Source organism: Pannonibacter phragmitetus (assembly GCF_050510895.1).
Classification (GTDB): Bacteria; Pseudomonadota; Alphaproteobacteria; order Rhizobiales; family Stappiaceae; genus Pannonibacter; species Pannonibacter phragmitetus_B.
In genome coordinates this window covers 3022732-3038919 of record NZ_JBNINT010000001.1, presented here as the reverse complement: position 1 = coordinate 3038919, position 16188 = coordinate 3022732, and the positions used below count along the sequence as shown (strand labels likewise).

Below are 16188 nucleotides of genomic sequence, written 5' to 3'. Positions count from 1 at the left end.
CCCTTGAATATAATCATGCGATTATTGATTTCACGATATGATTGATTGAACTGCGCCAGTTCGGCAGTTTAACTTGATGAATATTGAAAAGTCTGGAGCCATCCATAGTCGAATTGGCCGGACGGGTTGCCGAAACCGGATAGTCAGCCGACGCTATCGGATTGACCTGGATGCGTTTTCCAAGGAAGTGCTCGGCCTCATGAAATACGGCACTTGCGAGCTCTGCCCAGCTTGCGGTTCCTTCTGGCGCCATATGGAAGGTGCCACGCAGGGTTCCGTCTTCGGGGTTGCGCAAGAGATTGGCGGCAATCTTCAGAATGCCATCTGCAATATCAAGTGCGGAGGTTGGTCCGCCATGCTGATCTGCCACTACACTGACCGCATCGCGTGTGGCGCCAAGGCGAAGCATCGTCTTGACAAAATTGTTCCCGAAGGGGCTAACGATCCATGCCACACGAAGGATCACATGGTCCGGATTTGCGGCGGCTACCGCAAATTCTCCGGCGAGTTTTGAGGAGCCATAGACGCTCAGCGGCCCCACGGGATCGCTTTCCAACCAGGGCGCGTCTTTCGTGCCGTCGAAAACATAGTCGGTCGAAAGATGAATGACAGGCAAGCCGAGCCTGCGCGCCGCACCGGCAACAAAGCCTGCCCCGCCTGCATTGATGCGCCAGCATGAATCGCGGTCCGTCTCTGCCTTGTCCACGGCGGTATAGGCCGCAGCCGAGACGATCAGATCAGGCCGGAGCCTCTCAATCGCCGGAAGGACGGAGGCCTGATCGAGAAGATCAAGATCGGGCCGCCCCACCGGAAGAATGGTTACCCCGGACATGAGGCCCCGCTCAGCCAGGGCCGAGACAACCTGTCCCTTTGTGCCCGTGACAGCGATCCGCATCACAACGTCCCCAGCCGTTCGCCGGTGTAGACCTTGTCGCGCAAGGGTCTCCACCACCACTGGTTTTCCAGATACCACTGAACTGTTTTCTCGATGCCGCTGTCGAAAGTCTCTTCCGCGCGCCAGCCGAGTTCGGTTTCAAGTTTCGTGGCGTCGATCGCATAACGGTGATCATGACCCGGCCGGTCGGATACGAATGTAATCAGCTCGCTGCGCGGCCGGTCTGCAGGTTGCAGCTTGTCGAGAATAGTGCAGATCGCCTGCACCACATCGATATTCTTGCGTTCATTGCGGCCGCCGACATTGTATTTCTCGCCGAGCCGTCCTTTGCCGCCAATCAGATGCAGGGCTTTGGCATGATCTTCCACATAGAGCCAGTCACGGATATTCGTCCCGTCGCCGTAAACCGGCAGCGGCTTGCCGTGAAGCGCATTGAGGATGATCAGCGGGATCAGCTTTTCAGGAAAATGATAGGGGCCGTAGTTGTTGGAGCAGTTGGAAACCAGGGCCGGAAAGCCATAGGTCCGCTGCCAGGCAATGGCCAGATGATCGGAGGCCGCTTTCGACGCAGAGTAGGGTGACGAGGGATCATAGGGCGTCTCTTCATGGAAGAGGCCATCCGGCCCAAGCGAACCGTAAACTTCGTCGGTGGAAACGTGGAGGAAGCGGAAGTCCGCTTTTGCTTGCTCCTCGAGTCCGGACCAGTAATTTCGCGCGGCTTCGAGCAGCGTAAAGGTGCCGACGACATTGGTCTGGATGAAGTCGCCGGCGCCTGTGATCGAGCGGTCGACATGGCTTTCTGCTGCCAGATGATACACCCGGTCCGGGCGGAAGCTGGAAAAAGCCTCATCCATGGCCGCGCGGTCACAGATGTCCGCCTTCAGGAAACGGTGGTTCGTACGGTCGCTTACAACCTCCAGAGACTGCAGGTTCCCTGCATAGGTAAGCTTGTCGACGGTCAGCACCTCGGCCCCCGCCTCAATGACAAGATGGCGAACAAGCGCTGAGCCTATGAAGCCGGCACCGCCGGTAACGAGAATACGCATAAAGCGTCAGGCTCCTGTACTCTTGTATTGAAAGGGCGGCTCAATGGCGGCCAGCACCGGCGCGGCACGGTCTTTGGCTGAGAGGGTGAGTGTTTCTTCTGGCATAGGCCAGTCGATGCCCAGCGCCGGATCACTCCAGAGGATGCCTCGATCGTGTGTGGCGGAGTAGTAGCTGGTCACTTTGTAAAGAACGGCCGTATCCGGCTTCAGCGTCACGAAGCCATGAGCGAAGCCAACAGGAATCCAAAGCCAGGCGCCGTTCTCCGGAGATAGCTCGACGGTGACATGCTTTCCGTAGGTGGGGGAGCCGGAGCGAATGTCGACTGCAACGTCGAGTATCGCGCCCGAGAGGCATCTGACCAGCTTGCCTTGACCTGCAGGCTCCAGTTGGAAATGCAGGCCCCGCAAAGTCCCGGTGGCTGCCGACAGGGACTGGTTGTCCTGAACGAAATGGACGGGGCCTACCTCTGCCTGAAAAAGGTCTTCGCGGAAAATTTCGCTAAAGAATCCGCGCGCATCTCCATGGAACTTGGGCGTGATCTTGACTACTTCTGGGATGGCTTGCTGTTCAAAAAGCACTTGGACCCCCGCAATTGAATGATTATCGAACTAAACCACATACATCCGTGCGCGCTAGCTTGATGCTCCCTGTCCGCCCCCGCTCCTGCGGCTCGTAAGATGCGCCACCGCGCAGCTGGAAGGCGTGATACGGGTTCGGGGAAGCCTTCGCGCTTAGCCGTACTTTCACGCGCGAATGAAGGTCATGATAGAAGAAGAGAAAGCCCGCAGGCTTGGGTAAGGTTGTTGGCATCAAAATGCCACGAACATTATTTTCGCCGGAAATATGCCTCAAGCTGAGGCGTGTCTTTTTTCATGACAAGAGGCTGCTTGTACTGCCCTCATGATTAATACCCTGACCAATAAAAACAAATTTCAACCAAAACGAAATTTCGATACAGGCCAAGTCTACATATAAAAATCAGGCTGACCGGCCTTACAAAAGAAATGCCCTAAAATGTTATGCGGGACCTCTTAAATCCATTTGGTAGCCGAGTTTTATGCCACTTTCAATTCGATATTGCCCCTAGGTTGGTCAATGGGTGTTTAACCCTTTGGAAGGGTTAATATACTGGGATCATGCCCGGGCATTCAATCTTGACCTTGATTGCCGTTGTCTTTGGACTTGAGATGTCTAGCGACAACAGTGAAACCGCCTCAACGCCGCGTGGCCGTTTCCCTTACGGAGGGGTGATGGTCGCCGGCCAAGACCTCAGGACAATTCATGCCGTTCCGGACCGGACGCCGCGCGCATATGACCCCGCTGTGCAGGATCGGAGGTCCAAAACAGGTTTTCTGAAGATGGGGCGCCGTCCGCTGGCTGCGGCATTTGCCGGCCCCGGAGCCTTGAGGCCATGCTTGCAGTCCGCCGCCGCATGGGGCAAAGCTGCCGTGTTTGCGGTGGCCGGGTTTCCCGCAGGTGCGGTCTTCGTTTCGAAGGAAAGACAATTGCCATGACGACGCTCATCACCGGCGGCGCCGGCTATATCGGCAGCCATATGGCCCATTGCCTGGTCCGGGCGGGCGAGAAGGTCGTGGTGCTTGACAATCTCACCACCGGCTTCGGCTGGGCTCTGCCGGCTGAAGCGCAGCTGGTTGTGGGGGATGTGGCCGATGCCGCGCTGGTGAGCCGTCTGCTGGCGGATCACGGCATAGAGGCTGTGATCCATTTCGCCGGATCGGTCATCGTGCCGGAATCGGTGTCGGATCCCCTCAAATATTACCGCAACAACACCTCTGCCTCGCGCAGCCTGATCGAGGCCTGTGTCGCGGCCGGGGTGGACAAGTTCATCTTTTCCTCCACTGCCGCCGTCTATGGCGATCCGCTCACCGTGCCGGTGCCGGAGGATGCACCGCTGGTGCCGCTGTCGCCCTATGGCATGTCCAAGCTCATGACGGAGCTGATGCTGAAGGATGTCAGCGCCGCGCATGACTTCCGCTACACGGCGCTGCGCTACTTCAATGTGGCAGGGGCAGATCCCGAGGGCGCGACAGGGCAGAGCACGCCGCAGGCGACGCATCTCATCAAGGTGGCCTGCGAGACGGCGCTTGGCCAGCGCCCGCAGATGAGCCTGTTTGGCAGCGACTACGACACGGCGGATGGAACGGCGGTGCGCGACTATATCCATGTGAGCGACCTTGTGGAGGCGCACCGGCTGGCGCTTCTGCGCCTGCGCGAAGGCGGGGCCAGCGCGGTGATGAACTGCGGCTATGGCGAGGGCTATTCCGTGCGTCAGGTCATCGAAACGGTGAAGGCTGTGTCGGGCGTTGATTTCAACGTAGCGGAAGCCCCGCGCCGGGCAGGTGATTCCCCGAAAGTGGTGGCGGACAGCACCCGCGCCCGGCAGGAACTGGGCTGGCAGCCGAAATACAATGATCTTGAGCTGATCGTCCGCCATGCCTTTGCCTGGGAAGAGAAGCTGAAGGCCCGCCGGGTCAACTCTTCCCAAGCAGACTGACAAGGCTGGGGCAGGGGCTTTCCCTGCCCCGCATGGGCCTGAGACGAGGCTTTAGCCTGTCACAGGATCGGCCTGCGCCCATCCGGTGGCACTGACAAGAGGACTTGCGCCAAAGGGACTGGAGGGCACTGCGATGCTGGCCGGGCCGGTTCCGGTTGCGTAGGCTGTGGTTATTTCCAGGGTGGCGCCGGTCCCGGCAGTCAGCACAACGGCAGCGGTGCCCTGTGGGAGATGAAGGGTCAAGGCATCTTCCGGCCGCGACACTGCCGAGCCGCGTGTAAGCACCGGGGCGCTGAGGCCGCGTGCATTGAGTGTCGCGGCTGTTGTGGTTTCCAGATGGGCGCCTGCCAGACGGAGTGTCAGGTCAAAAACGCCGGAAAGCGACAATTCAATGCCCGCGCGCAGGCGGGCCGCAGTGGCATTCTCGACTGTCCAGCTGCGCTCATACCGGGCAAGGCCCGCCGCTGTGGCGGCAGGCGGCAGCGGTGTCACAGGCTCCACCTGTCTCGACAGATAGGCGCCGCTGGCGGTCAGCTCGGTCAGGCGCAGACGGCAGATGGCGTTCGTGAGGGTGCCGGCCACCAATGCCAGGTTGAGACCATACAGAACAGCGCTGCCGGGCGACGAAGGCATGTATGTGCCTTCCCCGTTCGAGAAAGACAGCTGCAGGTCTGTGACGGTTGAGCTGCCCCAGAAGCGGACATCCACATATGGAAGGCCGCCAATATTGCCTTTGGCAGTAATCCGGGCCCGGATGTTTGAGCCATCCACCCGCGACTGCCCCCAGCTGCCGGGCAAGCCGTCCAATGTGTCTGTGGTGGAAAGAGTTGCTCCGGCGCCAGTGCTGTCTGCAATGGCGTTATTGACCGAAGGAGAGAGAAACAGGCCAAGGTCCGTGCGGGAAGGCACATCGGCGGCAAAGCCCTGATAGCTGCCGTCCAGGGCAGGGGCCAGGGCCTCGCCGCCGCGCGTCAGGCTGAAGGCAGAGGCGGGCGTGATGCTGCGCCCACCCGCCATGTAGCGGTGCTTGCGGAAATCGGCGGCATAAAGCGCCCCGCGGGGCCACCAGCCGCCGTGCCGCTGCGGGGCGGCAAGTCCAAGACCGAGCACCGGCCCCAAACAGAGGCTGGGAGCGGCGAGAGAGGGAATGGCGGCGCTCACAGCAGACCGACCAGGCCGGAGGCGGTGGTGCCGGTGGCTTTCACCGCGATTGCGCGCAGCGGCAAGAGGCTGCCGTCGGGCACATTGGTGAAGGTGATGGCCGCGCCGCTGCGCAGGGTCAGGGTGAGGGAGCCGCCGGTGCCGACATAGAGTGCGCGCACCACTTCGCTCAAGGCGGAGCTGTCGCTGGGGGTAATGGAAAAGCCGTGGCTGGCGGGGGCTGTCAGGCCGGTGCCATGGCTGTCGAAGCGGTCCGTCATCGCATCTGTCTCCTTCTGCCAAGGCGGATCAAGCCGACGGATCACGCCCTGAGGGTGCTGCAGGCCGTGCCTGCGGGGAAGTCAGAATAGGACTGCCGGAGGATGCGGGGATAAACGGCTGGCAGCGTGACGCTGGCAAGCCGAAGCGCACAGCTATGGGCCGGTACGGGGCTTGAGCTTGTGTCTGGCCGGTTGCGCGGGTTTAGGATTTGCGATGATTTTCAGATGCTTGCAGGCGCCACGCTCAGGCAGGGCTTCGGCAAAATCAGTGAAGAAGAATGGCTGGGGCGGGAGGATTCGAACCTCCGAATGTCGGTACCAAAAACCGATGCCTTACCACTTGGCGACGCCCCAGAATGAGGAACAAGCGGTGTCTCACCGCGCCTCAGGGGCGCTGTATGCCTCAAGCCCGGCGCGGGCGCAAGTCTTCCGGTCAAACACCTTCCACACATCCACATGATGCAGCAGCCCTTGTTTCGTGAAACAGGGGAGGTCGTACAGGGACTTATCCACCGTCCCAGGGCAGATTGCGGGGCACTGGCAAACTTTCTTTGCCGATGTGCGAGAGGGGGCTTGCGGGGCAAAAAAGCAGTGCTAATACCCGCCACATCGACGGGGCAGCGCCCCGGCGGTTCCCGGCCCGGGTTTCCCGGTGCTCGACTGGATCGGAGTGTAGCGCAGCCTGGTAGCGCACCTCGTTCGGGACGAGGGGGTCGAGTGTTCGAATCACTCCACTCCGACCATCCAGCCTTCTTTCAAGAAAATCAGATAGATAGCCGCCCTTGGGCGGAACAGTCACGCCGTATGCGCCGCTATTCCGGATAGAGCCGCACACTCTGCGCCGCCCCGGGGCGAAGCGCTGCGCTTGGCTGGGATGACCCGGAGGGGGCAGTGCTGTATCTGACGATAGGGCGGATTAGCGGAAGATGAAAAGACGCAACCGTGCCGCACACTCTGCGTCGCCCCGGGCGGAGCGAAGCGCAGACCCGGGGACCACTCGCTTGCAGAGCATTGAGGCCTGAGCGAAGCGTTGAAGCTTGCTCAAGATGATCCTGCTGCAGCACCGCTCACGAAAACGGCGTCTCTCTGCAAGCGAGTGGGTCCCGGCTCGCGCTGCGCTTGGCCGGGATGACTCGGAGACCGGTCTGCGCTCAGAGAAAACTGACTGATCCAAAAAGAAAAAAGCCGGAGACTTGTGCCTCCGGCCTTGCGTATTTCTGTCTCAGGCGGGGCTGAGAGGATCAGAGCGCTTCCAGCATGGCGGCGGCACCGGAAACGGTGGCTTGGCCGGGTGCGTCTTCCACGTTGAGTGCGGTAACAACGCCGTCCTTGGCGATGAGGGCGAAGCGCTTGGAGCGGATCCCCATGCCGAAACCGGAGGCGTCCAGCTCGAGGCCCAGTTCCTTTACATAGGAGGCGCTGCCATCGGCGAGGAAGAGGATCTTGTCACCGGCGCTGGTGGCCTTCTTCCAGGCGTCCATGACGAACATGTCATTGACGGAGACCACGGCGATGGTGTCCACGCCCTTGGCCTTGAAGGAATCGAAATGCTCGACGAAGCCCGGCAGATGATTCATGTGGCAGGTCGGGGTGAAGGCGCCGGGCACACCGAACAGCACAACGGTCTTGCCGTTGAAGATGTCGCTGGCCTTCATCTCCACCGGGCCGTCGCCGCCGATGACCTTGAATACGCCGTCCGGCAGACGGTCGCCAATCTTGATGCTCATCCGGATCTCTCCACGTCCAAGTCAAAACGCATGAGGCCCGCCGCAGACAATGCGTGCAAAGGCGGACCGCCTTTCGACATAGGGTCATATGCTGGCGCCGTCGAGCCTTTTTCAGCGTTTGGCAGGATCGTCCGTCCGGCGGATGCTGCGGGTCCGGCGGTCAATCTCGTAGGTTGCCTCGGCCGCGCCAGTGTCCGTCACCAGTACGAGGCGCAGGGGCAGGGCCTCCTCCGGCCCGCTCAATCCCTTGAGTGACAGGCTCCAGCGGGCCGTGCTGCCGGTCCACTCACCTGGTTTGGGCAAGCCGTTGGCGGAAGCTGCTGCACCCTCGGCAAAGAGATCGGCGGAACCTGCGTCTCCCACATCAGCGGTGATGTCGAGTTTCAACGCATTCTTGCCTTCCCGGAAGCTGAAGCCGGTCAGGCGCGGGCCTTCGGTCTCTTGCATCGGAACGGGCAGTGCAGCCCGCGCAGTGTCGATGAGGCGGGCGGCGATGCGGTCCGGCTGCGGATCGGAAGCCAGATCCAGCGAGAACAGCGCTTCAGCTGGCACACAGATTTTATTGCAGACGCCAAAGAAGGCCTTGGCCTCCAGCTTGAGCGGCTTATCCGCCGCTGCTGGCGTCAGCCGCAGGGGCAGAAGCACGCCGCTCGTGTAGACAATCGACTGGCTGAAACCGTCATCATAGCGTTCCGGAGCAGGGAAGGAGAGGCTTCCATGCGCCAGATTCGCGCTTCCCTCGAAACTGAGTTCTGGCGGAATGCCCGTTTCGCCCGGATAGCGCCAATAGGTATGCCACTCCGGGTCCAGCGCGATTTCAAGGCCAGCCTCGTAGCTGCCATCCGGTGCCTTGCCTGCCACCACCATCCGCACGGCGCCGCCCTCCACCATCTGCCAGTCCGTAATGAGCGCAGTGGCGGGCGCGGGTGCTGCAATCAGCAAGGCGGAGCAGAGCAGAGCACGGCTCACTGCTGCAGAGCAAAGGAAAGGGCTGGTCTGATCGTTTGGCTGATGTGAAGGCATGTTTCAGGTGATAGCGCAAAGCCTGCGCCGCGTCCTCCTCTTCCGTGGCTTGAGGGCACTCATAACTCTGTGAACGCTGCAAAAATTGCCGGTGTTCAAAGCCTCAAGCAAGTTAACAAATCACCTGGCAGCAGGTAGTCTCTGCAGGAGTGCAATGCAAAAGGGAGGCTGCATGACACAAGGTTCGGATACAGGCTGGCTCGACGGGCAGTTTCTCATTGCCATGCCGAACATGCCTGACAGCCGGTTTGCCCACACTGTCATCTATCTCTGTGCTCACTCTTCCGATGGGGCGATGGGGCTGATCATCAATCAGCCATCCACAAGCCTTTCCGTTGCCGATCTTCTGGTGCAGCTCAACATCGTACCGGAAGGCGAGTCGATCCGCCTGCCCAATGCTCTGCGCGGCATGAGCGTCTATCGTGGCGGCCCGGTGGAAACCGAACGCGGCTTTGTGCTCCATTCCGATGATTTTCGGCTGGAGAGCTCCACCCTGCCCATTCAGGACGGCATCTGCCTGACGGCAACGATGGACATTCTGAAGGCACTGGCCGAAGGGCGCGGGCCGTCGCAGGCCATGCTGGCGCTGGGCTATGCCGGGTGGGCGCCCGGCCAGCTGGAACAGGAGATTCAGTCCAACGGCTGGCTGACCGGCCCGGCTGATCCGTCGATCCTGTTCGACACCGAAATCGGCACCAAGTGGCAGAGAGCCTTGTGGCAGATCGGCGTTGATCCTTCCATGCTCTCCGGCGACTCGGGGCATGCCTGATATGAAGCAGGGCACCTGCCAGCCATGCTGGAGCGGGCGGGCAGGTGTTCTCAAATGCAGTTTGCGCGCCTAGGCAAACTGTCTTATGGGTCATGGTCCCGGGACGCCCGTCCCGCCGAAGATCAAACGCCTGTTGACTGCGCCCGCCGCAAATTGGCTGTGGCGCAGGACTGTAGCCAGACATAAAGGGATCCGGCGCGGTGAGATATGTCAGTACGCGTGGTGACGCACCTGTTCTCGATTTTGCAGATGTTCTTCTTCAGGGCCTTGCCCGTGACGGCGGGCTCTACCTGCCCGAAACCTGGCCGCAGTTTGATGCCAAAACCATCGCAGGCTTTGCCGGCAAGTCCTATCAGGACGTCGCCTTCGAGGTGATCCGCCCCTTCACCGGCGGCACAATCAAGGACGCCGATCTCAAGCGGATGATTGATGAGGCCTATGCCTCGTTCCGCCATCCGGCGGTGACGCCGCTGGTGCAGATCGCGCCGGGCCGCTTCGTGCTGGAGCTGTTCCACGGCCCGACACTGGCCTTCAAGGATGTGGCCATGCAGCTGCTGGGCCGCCTGATGGACCATGTGCTGGCCGAGCGCAACCAGCGCGCCACCATCGTTGGCGCCACCTCCGGCGACACGGGCGGTGCGGCCATCGAGGCCTTCCGCGGCCGCGAGCGCACGGATGTGTTCATCCTCTTCCCCGAGGGGCGCGTGTCCGACGTGCAGCGCCGCCAGATGACCACCCCCACGGAAGCCAATGTTCATGCGTTGGCCGTGGAAGGCAATTTCGATGATTGCCAGGCCATCGTGAAGGGCATGTTCAACCACTTCGACTTCCGCGACCGGGTGGGCCTGTCGGGCGTGAACTCCATCAACTGGGCCCGCATTCTGGCGCAGATCGTCTATTACTTCGTGGCAGGCGTTGCCGTTGGCGCGCCACACCGGCCGGTCTCCTTCACCGTGCCGACGGGCAATTTCGGCGATATCTTTGCAGGTTATGCCGCCATGCGCATGGGCCTGCCGGTGGACAAGCTGGTGATCGCCACCAATCGCAACGACATTCTGGTGCGGACCCTGGAAACGGGGCGCTATGAGATGCGCGGCGTCTCGGCAACCATTTCCCCGTCCATGGACATCCAGATCTCGTCCAACTTCGAGCGGCTTCTGTCGGAAGTGCATGGCCGTGATGGTGCCACGGTGAAGGCAATGATGGGCAGTCTCTCCCAGTCCGGCAGCTTCACCATTGGCGATGGCCCGATCGCGGAGATGCGCAAGCTCTTTGCGGCAGGGCGCTGCAGTGAAGATCAGACGGCAGCCACCATCGCCCGCACCCATGAGCAAACCGGCTACCTTCTCGACCCGCATACCGCCATCGGCGTGCATGTGGCCGAAGAGCTCGGCAGCAGCGAGGCGCCGATGATTGTGCTGGGCACGGCTCATCCGGCGAAGTTCCCGGTTGCCGTCAAGGCAGCCAGCGGCGTCTATCCGGCACTGCCCGAACAGCTGGAGCCGATGATGACCGCGCCGGAGCGCAAGAGCGTGCTGCCTGCGGAACTTGGCGCCATTGAGCGCCATGTCGAGGCAAATGCCCGTGCCGTGAAAGGCACGGCCTGAAACTGATGCGGGGAGGGGCGCAGAATGCTTGCGCCCCTTTCTGCTTGAGCTGCCATCTGGCCGTGCCCTAGGGTATGTGTCACAAGAATGACAAGGGCTGACAAAGGCCCGGAAGCCATGAAACAGTATTGCCGCAGCCGGAGCGCCGGAATGCCTGAGGGCAGGAGGGCTGAAACGAGGGCAGGCGCGACGCGCCGCCCGCTCCCCTGTGAGCCCGGGAGGACCGCATGGAAGTAAGGACGACCCGGTTGGCAAATGGGCTGACCGTCATCACGGACCGGATGCCGAGCCTGAAGACTGCGGCGCTCGGGGTGTGGGTGAGGACCGGGTCAAGAGCGGAAACGCCAGAGCAGAATGGCATCACCCATCTGCTTGAGCATATGGCCTTCAAGGGCACCACCACCCGCAGCGCCCGCCAGATTGCCGAGGAAATCGAGGCCGTAGGGGGCGAGCTGAACGCCTCGACCAGCGTCGAACACACCAATTACTATGCCCGGGTGCTGGCCGAAGATGTGCCCCTGGCGGCAAACCTTTTGGCCGATATCCTGAAGAACTCCGTTTTTGATGCCGAGGAGCTGGCGCGCGAGCAGCACGTGATCCTGCAAGAAATCGGTGCCTCGCTCGACAGCCCGGACGATCAGGCCTTTGATCTGTTCCAGTCCACTGCCTGGCCAGATCAGCCGCTGGGCCGGCCGATCCTTGGCACGCCCGAAACCTTGATGAGCTTCGACCGGAATTCGCTGACGCACTATCTGGCGAACCGTTACCGTGGGCCTGACATGGTTCTGGCGGCGGCGGGTGCTGTTGATCATGACGAACTGGTGCGCATCGCGGAGGACCAGTTCTCCAGCTTCAGCGGCGAACAGGCGGCACCTGTTGGCGATGCCTCCTATGCCGGAGGTGAAGGCCGTCTGGAAAAGGACCTGATGGAGGCGCAGATCCTGCTGGGCTTCAAGGGCAAGTCCTACGCTTCGCCGGATTACTATGCCTCGCAGATCCTGGCTTCGGTGCTGGGTGGCGGCATGTCTTCCCGCCTTTTCCAGGAAGTGCGTGAAACGCGCGGCCTCTGCTATGCGATTTATTCGTTCCACTGGGCCTTCAACGACACGGGCCTTTTCGGCCTGCATGCGGCAACGGGAGAGGACAATCTCGAAGAGCTGATGCCGGTGATCCTGGGGGAGCTGGAGCGCGCAGGCAGTGATATTTCCGAGGAGGAGGTTGCCCGTGCCCGTGCGCAGATCCGCGCCGGACTGATGATGGCGCTGGAAAGCCCGGCCGCCCGTGCCGGTCAGATCGCCCGGCAGATGCTGATCCATGGCCGCACGCTGAGCCTTGAGGAAGTGTCGGAGCGCATCAATGCAGTGACGGCCGAAAGTGTGCGCCGTGTGGCTTCGGATATCTTTACCTCCAGCCTTCCGACGCTGACGGGCCTTGGCCCCATCAGCAAGATGATGACACTGGACGAGGTGCAGAAGCGCCTCAGCGGCCCAGTGCCGCAGCGCGCCTTCGCCTGAAACGGCCTGGTATAGGGAGGGCGTCAGGTGGCCTTGCTTCTGTCCTTCGGAACGTCGGAGACAGAACCCACATTGCGGGGGCAGGGCTTCTATCTGCGCCCGCCGCTGATGGCGGACTTCCCGCAGTGGTCCGTGCTGCGGGAAGAAAGCCGCAGCTTCCTGACCCCGTGGGAACCGCTCTGGCCGGTTGATGATCTGACCAAGCCCGCCTTCCGCCGCCGCCTTCGCCGGTATGCCAACGACCGCAAGGAAGGCCGCAGCTATCCCTTCTTCCTCTTTTCACAGGACGGAACGCTTCTGGGCGGGGCAACCTTGTCCAACATCCGGCGCGGTGTCGCTCAATGCTGTTCGCTCGGATACTGGATGGGAGCACGGCACGCTGGAAAAGGTCACATGTCCCGCGCGGTCGCCTTGATCGCGCCATTCTGTTTCGATGTGTTGCGCCTGCACCGGATCGAAGCGGCGTGCCTTCCCAGCAACGGGCCGTCGATCCAGCTTCTACGCAAGAACGGGTTTACACGCGAAGGTTATGCGCGCCGCTACCTCAATATCAACGGTCAGTGGCAGGACCATATCCTCTTCGCGCGCCTGGCGGATGATCCGGTGCCGGCCGTTACGGCCGCCTCTCCACAATGGACCAGCGGCGCCTCGAAAGAAATCTTGTGACATGGCCGACAACCCTTTAACTGTTCGAGCCATGCTCGCCACTCCACTTCAACTGCCGGTGACATTTCTCCGGTTCCTGGCTGCCGTATTGCTGCTGCTGACTGCGACCCTGTTCGCAGGCCGCGCCCTTGCGCTTGAGCCGATTCCAGTGCCGCTGGATGTTGAGGCGCTGGAACTCACCGGCGCGATCGATCTTTACCGCGATGCCGGACCGCGCCTGCAGGTTTCCACCGCGCCCGGCGCTGATGGCATTGTCCGGCGTATCGAGGTGGCCTCGCGCGATGGCCAGAACACCAACTGGGCTGTTTTCTCGCTGACCAATACGTCTGACGAGCAGATCGACCGGCTCATCGTCGCACCTTTCTATCAGCTGGCCGGATCACACATGATCTGGCCGGATCTGGGCACCTCCCGAGTGGCTTCGATTACGCCCAGCCAGGGCATTGCTCCGGAGCGGCAGAAAAGCCTCGAAGCCGATGTCTTCCTGATCACGCTCGATCCGGGCGCCATCGTCACCTATGTGGCCGAGCTGCGCACGCCCGAGCTGCCGCAAATACGCCTCTGGGAGCCAGACGCTTACAAGGAAACGGTCAACGCCTACACGCTTTACCGCGGTATCATTCTTGGTATTTCCGGTCTTCTTGCGCTGTTCCTGACCATTCTGTTCGTGGTCAAGGGCACGGTGATGTTTCCGGCAACCGCCTCGCTGGCCTGGGCGGTTCTGGCCTATCTGTGCATTGATTTTGGCTTCTGGAGCCGGGTGTTCAACCTCACGCAGGGCGAGGACCAGCTTTACCGGGCAAGCGCCGAAGTCATGCTGGCGGCCAGCCTGATCATCTTTCTCTATGCCTATCTCAACCTGAACCGCTGGCACATCCGTTACAGTCACCTGGCATTGGGCACGCTCAGCCTGCTGCTCGGGCTTCTTGGTGTTGCGGTATGGGACCCCTCGATTGCGGCCGGTATCGCGCGTCTGTCGCTCGGCTTCATCGGCTTTGCCGGCTTTGCCACGGTTCTGGTGCTGGCGCTTCAGGGGTATGACCGGGCGATCATGCTGATCCCCACCTGGTTCCTGCTGATTGTCTGGCTCATTGGCTCGGCGATGACCGTTCTGGGCGTGCTGAACAACGACATTGCCCAGCCGGCGCTGGGCGGCGGTCTGGTGCTGATCGTGCTTCTCATCGGCTTTACGGTGATGCAGCACGCCTTTGCGGGCGGCGCCATCGTTCAGGGGCTTATTTCGGATGTGGAACGGCGCGCTCTGGCACTGACCGGCGCAGGGGATATCATCTGGGATTGGGATATCGACCGTGACCGCATCTACACCGGTCACGAAGTCGAGGATCTGCTCAACCTGCGCCATGGCACGCTGGATGGACCGGCGCGTGACTGGCTGGACGTGCTGCACCCGCAGGACCGCGACCGCTTCCGTGCTACGCTGGATGCTGTGGTCGATCAGCGCCGTGGCAAGGTTCAGCAGGATTTCCGCTTGCGCTCAGAAGACGGGCATTTCCGCTGGTTCCGGCTGCGTGCCCGCCCCATTCTGGGCTCCGATGCCGAAGTCATCCGCTGCGTTGGCACGCTGCTCGACATTACCGAGCAGAAGACTGCCGAAGAACGGCTGCTGCATGATGCGGTTCATGACAACCTGACTGGCCTCGCCAACCGGGAACTGTTCATGGACCGGCTGGAGGCCGCTCTTGCCCGCTGCAAGGCGGACAGCAGCATTGCAAAGCCGACTGTGCTTCTGCTCAATCTGGACCGGTTCAAGCAAGTGAATGACGGCATCGGCCTGTCGGCAGGGGACTCGATCCTTCTGACAATCGCCCGCCGTCTGGACCGTATGCTGCAGCCTCAGGATTCCCTGGCCCGTCTCAGTGGCGACCAGTATGGCATGATCCTTCTGTCGGAACAGGAGGCAGGCCGCATTGCCCAGGTGGCCGACGCTTTCCGCAAGGCTGTGCGTGCGCCTGTAACTTATGGCGACCGTGAGGTCTTCCTCACCTGTTCGATCGGATTCGCCCTGTTCGAGGGTGGGCGCCAGACGGCGGAAGAGCTGGTGACGGACGCGGAAATCGCGCTGAATCACGCCAAGCGTCTCGGCGGCGACCGCCAGGAAGTCTTCCGCCCGATCCTGCGTCCGCTGGGCCGCAATGTGATTGATCTGGAAGGCGACCTGCGCAAGGCGATCAAGGATGGCGAACTCGCTGTCCATTTCCAGCCCATCGTGCGCCTGTCGGATCAGTCCGTCGCCGGGTTCGAGGTTCTCTCCCGCTGGAAGCATCCCAAGCGCGGGCCGATTGCTCCCAGCGAGTTCATTCCGATCGCTGAACAGTCCGGTCTGATCAATGAACTGGGCGTCTATGTGCTCGACAAAGGCGCCCGGCAGCTGGCCGAATGGCAGGACAAGATCCGCACGCCGGTGCCGCTGTTCCTCTCGGTCAACATCTCTTCCCGCCAGCTGCTGCGTCATGACCTCATCAACGAGGTGAAGGCCATTCTGTCGCGCTCGCGCATCGTCCCGGGCACTTTGAAGCTGGAGCTGACCGAATCCATGGTCATGTCCAACCCGGAATATGCCGCAAAGGTGCTTGAGCGCCTGCGTGCGCTGGGGGCCGGACTGTCACTGGATGATTTCGGCACGGGCTATTCTTCGCTGGCCTATCTGCAGCGCTTCCCCTTCGATACGATCAAGATCGACCAGTCTTTCGTGCGGCACAACGGCCAGTCAGCGCGGCCGGTCATCCTGCGTTCCATCATCGCGCTTGGCCATGATCTGGGCATGTCCATCGTCGCGGAAGGCGCAGAGAGCGAGTCCGATGCGCTGGAGCTGTTCCAGCTGGGCTGTGAATTTGCACAGGGCTATTTCTTTGGCGAAGCCATGACTGCCGACGAAGCCACCGCATATCTGCGTGAGCACCACGAGGCTTGAGCGGGCCCGCTGTTGGCCTGCAAGTCTGTGCTGAGCCGGCCGGTTAGTGCTGGGATGCGCTAGCAGTAACCC

13 protein-coding genes and 2 tRNA genes are annotated in these 16188 nt (G+C 61.5%); 7 read left to right on the top strand and 8 right to left on the bottom strand.

Features of this window, described 5'->3' with window-relative positions; genetic code table 11:
• Nucleotides 1-13: 13 nt before the first annotated feature.
• Genes rfbD through rfbC form a run of 3 tightly spaced genes read right to left on the bottom strand, consistent with a single transcriptional unit; the run spans nucleotide 14 to nucleotide 2520 of the window.
• Nucleotides 14-895: a dTDP-4-dehydrorhamnose reductase gene (gene rfbD, locus ACQB61_RS14430; RefSeq protein ID WP_430513179.1), complete on the bottom strand. Its 882-nt coding sequence runs from the start codon at nucleotides 893-895 to the stop codon at nucleotides 14-16.
• Nucleotides 895-1941: a dTDP-glucose 4,6-dehydratase gene (gene rfbB, locus ACQB61_RS14425; protein WP_430513178.1), complete on the bottom strand. Its 1047-nt coding sequence runs from the start codon at nucleotides 1939-1941 to the stop codon at nucleotides 895-897. The genes rfbD and rfbB overlap by 1 nt, the downstream gene beginning before the upstream one ends.
• Nucleotides 1942-1947: 6 nt before the next feature.
• Nucleotides 1948-2520, bottom strand: coding sequence for a dTDP-4-dehydrorhamnose 3,5-epimerase (gene rfbC / locus ACQB61_RS14420; RefSeq protein WP_430513177.1), 573 nt, complete (start codon nucleotides 2518-2520; stop codon nucleotides 1948-1950).
• 932 nt (nucleotides 2521-3452) lie between these two features.
• Here rfbC and galE point away from each other — a divergent pair.
• Nucleotides 3453-4457 carry a UDP-glucose 4-epimerase GalE gene (gene galE, locus ACQB61_RS14415; protein WP_430513176.1) on the top strand — a complete coding sequence of 335 codons (1005 nt, stop codon included), beginning with the start codon at nucleotides 3453-3455 and terminating at the stop codon, nucleotides 4455-4457.
• Nucleotides 4458-4508: 51 nt separating this feature from the next.
• On the opposite strand, the gene ACQB61_RS14410 is transcribed toward galE, so the two are convergent.
• From ACQB61_RS14410 to ACQB61_RS14400, 3 genes are all read right to left on the bottom strand, one after another.
• Nucleotides 4509-5618: a hypothetical protein gene (locus ACQB61_RS14410; RefSeq protein WP_430513175.1), complete on the bottom strand. Its 1110-nt coding sequence runs from the start codon at nucleotides 5616-5618 to the stop codon at nucleotides 4509-4511.
• Entirely contained in the window at nucleotides 5615-5878 is a 264-nt protein-coding gene (locus tag ACQB61_RS14405; protein ID WP_430513174.1) for a spike base protein, RCAP_Rcc01079 family, read from the bottom strand. The genes ACQB61_RS14410 and ACQB61_RS14405 overlap by 4 nt, the downstream gene beginning before the upstream one ends.
• 279 nt (nucleotides 5879-6157) lie before the next feature.
• A tRNA-Gln gene (locus tag ACQB61_RS14400) sits at nucleotides 6158-6232 on the bottom strand.
• Between the two features lie 312 nt (nucleotides 6233-6544).
• Between ACQB61_RS14400 and ACQB61_RS14395 the strand changes: the two genes are divergently transcribed.
• Nucleotides 6545-6621: transfer RNA gene (locus tag ACQB61_RS14395), tRNA-Pro, on the top strand.
• 498 nt (nucleotides 6622-7119) lie between these two features.
• Here ACQB61_RS14395 and ACQB61_RS14390 read toward each other — a convergent pair.
• Both ACQB61_RS14390 and ACQB61_RS14385 read right to left on the bottom strand, forming a co-directional pair.
• Complete coding sequence (locus ACQB61_RS14390; protein WP_430513173.1) at nucleotides 7120-7605, bottom strand: peroxiredoxin; 486 nt, start codon at nucleotides 7603-7605, stop codon at nucleotides 7120-7122.
• A 111-nt stretch (nucleotides 7606-7716) separates the two neighbouring features.
• Nucleotides 7717-8574 carry a protein-disulfide reductase DsbD domain-containing protein gene (locus ACQB61_RS14385; RefSeq protein ID WP_430513172.1) on the bottom strand — a complete coding sequence of 286 codons (858 nt, stop codon included), beginning with the start codon at nucleotides 8572-8574 and terminating at the stop codon, nucleotides 7717-7719.
• A 226-nt stretch (nucleotides 8575-8800) separates the two neighbouring features.
• Between ACQB61_RS14385 and ACQB61_RS14380 the strand changes: the two genes are divergently transcribed.
• The 5 genes from ACQB61_RS14380 to ACQB61_RS14360 all read left to right on the top strand — a co-directional run bounded on the left by ACQB61_RS14380 (nucleotide 8801) and on the right by ACQB61_RS14360 (nucleotide 16116).
• Nucleotides 8801-9397 carry a YqgE/AlgH family protein gene (locus tag ACQB61_RS14380; RefSeq protein WP_430513171.1) on the top strand — a complete coding sequence of 199 codons (597 nt, stop codon included), beginning with the start codon at nucleotides 8801-8803 and terminating at the stop codon, nucleotides 9395-9397.
• A gap of 200 nt (nucleotides 9398-9597) precedes the next feature.
• On the top strand, nucleotides 9598-11004 hold the full coding sequence (thrC, locus tag ACQB61_RS14375; protein WP_430513170.1) for a threonine synthase: 1407 nt from the start codon (nucleotides 9598-9600) through the stop codon (nucleotides 11002-11004).
• A 227-nt stretch (nucleotides 11005-11231) separates the two neighbouring features.
• On the top strand, nucleotides 11232-12518 hold the full coding sequence (locus tag ACQB61_RS14370; RefSeq protein WP_430513169.1) for a M16 family metallopeptidase: 1287 nt from the start codon (nucleotides 11232-11234) through the stop codon (nucleotides 12516-12518).
• 27 nt (nucleotides 12519-12545) lie between these two features.
• Nucleotides 12546-13184 carry a GNAT family N-acetyltransferase gene (locus tag ACQB61_RS14365; protein WP_430513168.1) on the top strand — a complete coding sequence of 213 codons (639 nt, stop codon included), beginning with the start codon at nucleotides 12546-12548 and terminating at the stop codon, nucleotides 13182-13184.
• A gap of 58 nt (nucleotides 13185-13242) precedes the next feature.
• Entirely contained in the window at nucleotides 13243-16116 is a 2874-nt protein-coding gene (locus tag ACQB61_RS14360; protein WP_430514378.1) for an EAL domain-containing protein, read from the top strand.
• The last annotated feature ends 72 nt before the right edge of the window (nucleotides 16117-16188 follow it).

Bases quoted from the DNA above. Each gene is read 5' to 3' on its own strand.
- rfbD (WP_430513179.1), bottom strand. From the start codon at position 895: ATGCGGATCGCTGTCACGGGCACAAAGGGACAGGTTGTCTCGGCCCTG.
- rfbB (WP_430513178.1), bottom strand. From the start codon at position 1,941: ATGCGTATTCTCGTTACCGGCGGTGCCGGCTTCATAGGCTCAGCGCTT.
- galE (WP_430513176.1), top strand. From the start codon at position 3,453: ATGACGACGCTCATCACCGGCGGCGCCGGCTATATCGGCAGCCATATG.
- ACQB61_RS14405 (WP_430513174.1), bottom strand. From the start codon at position 5,878: ATGACGGACCGCTTCGACAGCCATGGCACCGGCCTGACAGCCCCCGCC.
- ACQB61_RS14390 (WP_430513173.1), bottom strand. From the start codon at position 7,605: ATGAGCATCAAGATTGGCGACCGTCTGCCGGACGGCGTATTCAAGGTC.
- ACQB61_RS14380 (WP_430513171.1), top strand. From the start codon at position 8,801: ATGACACAAGGTTCGGATACAGGCTGGCTCGACGGGCAGTTTCTCATT.
- ACQB61_RS14370 (WP_430513169.1), top strand. From the start codon at position 11,232: ATGGAAGTAAGGACGACCCGGTTGGCAAATGGGCTGACCGTCATCACG.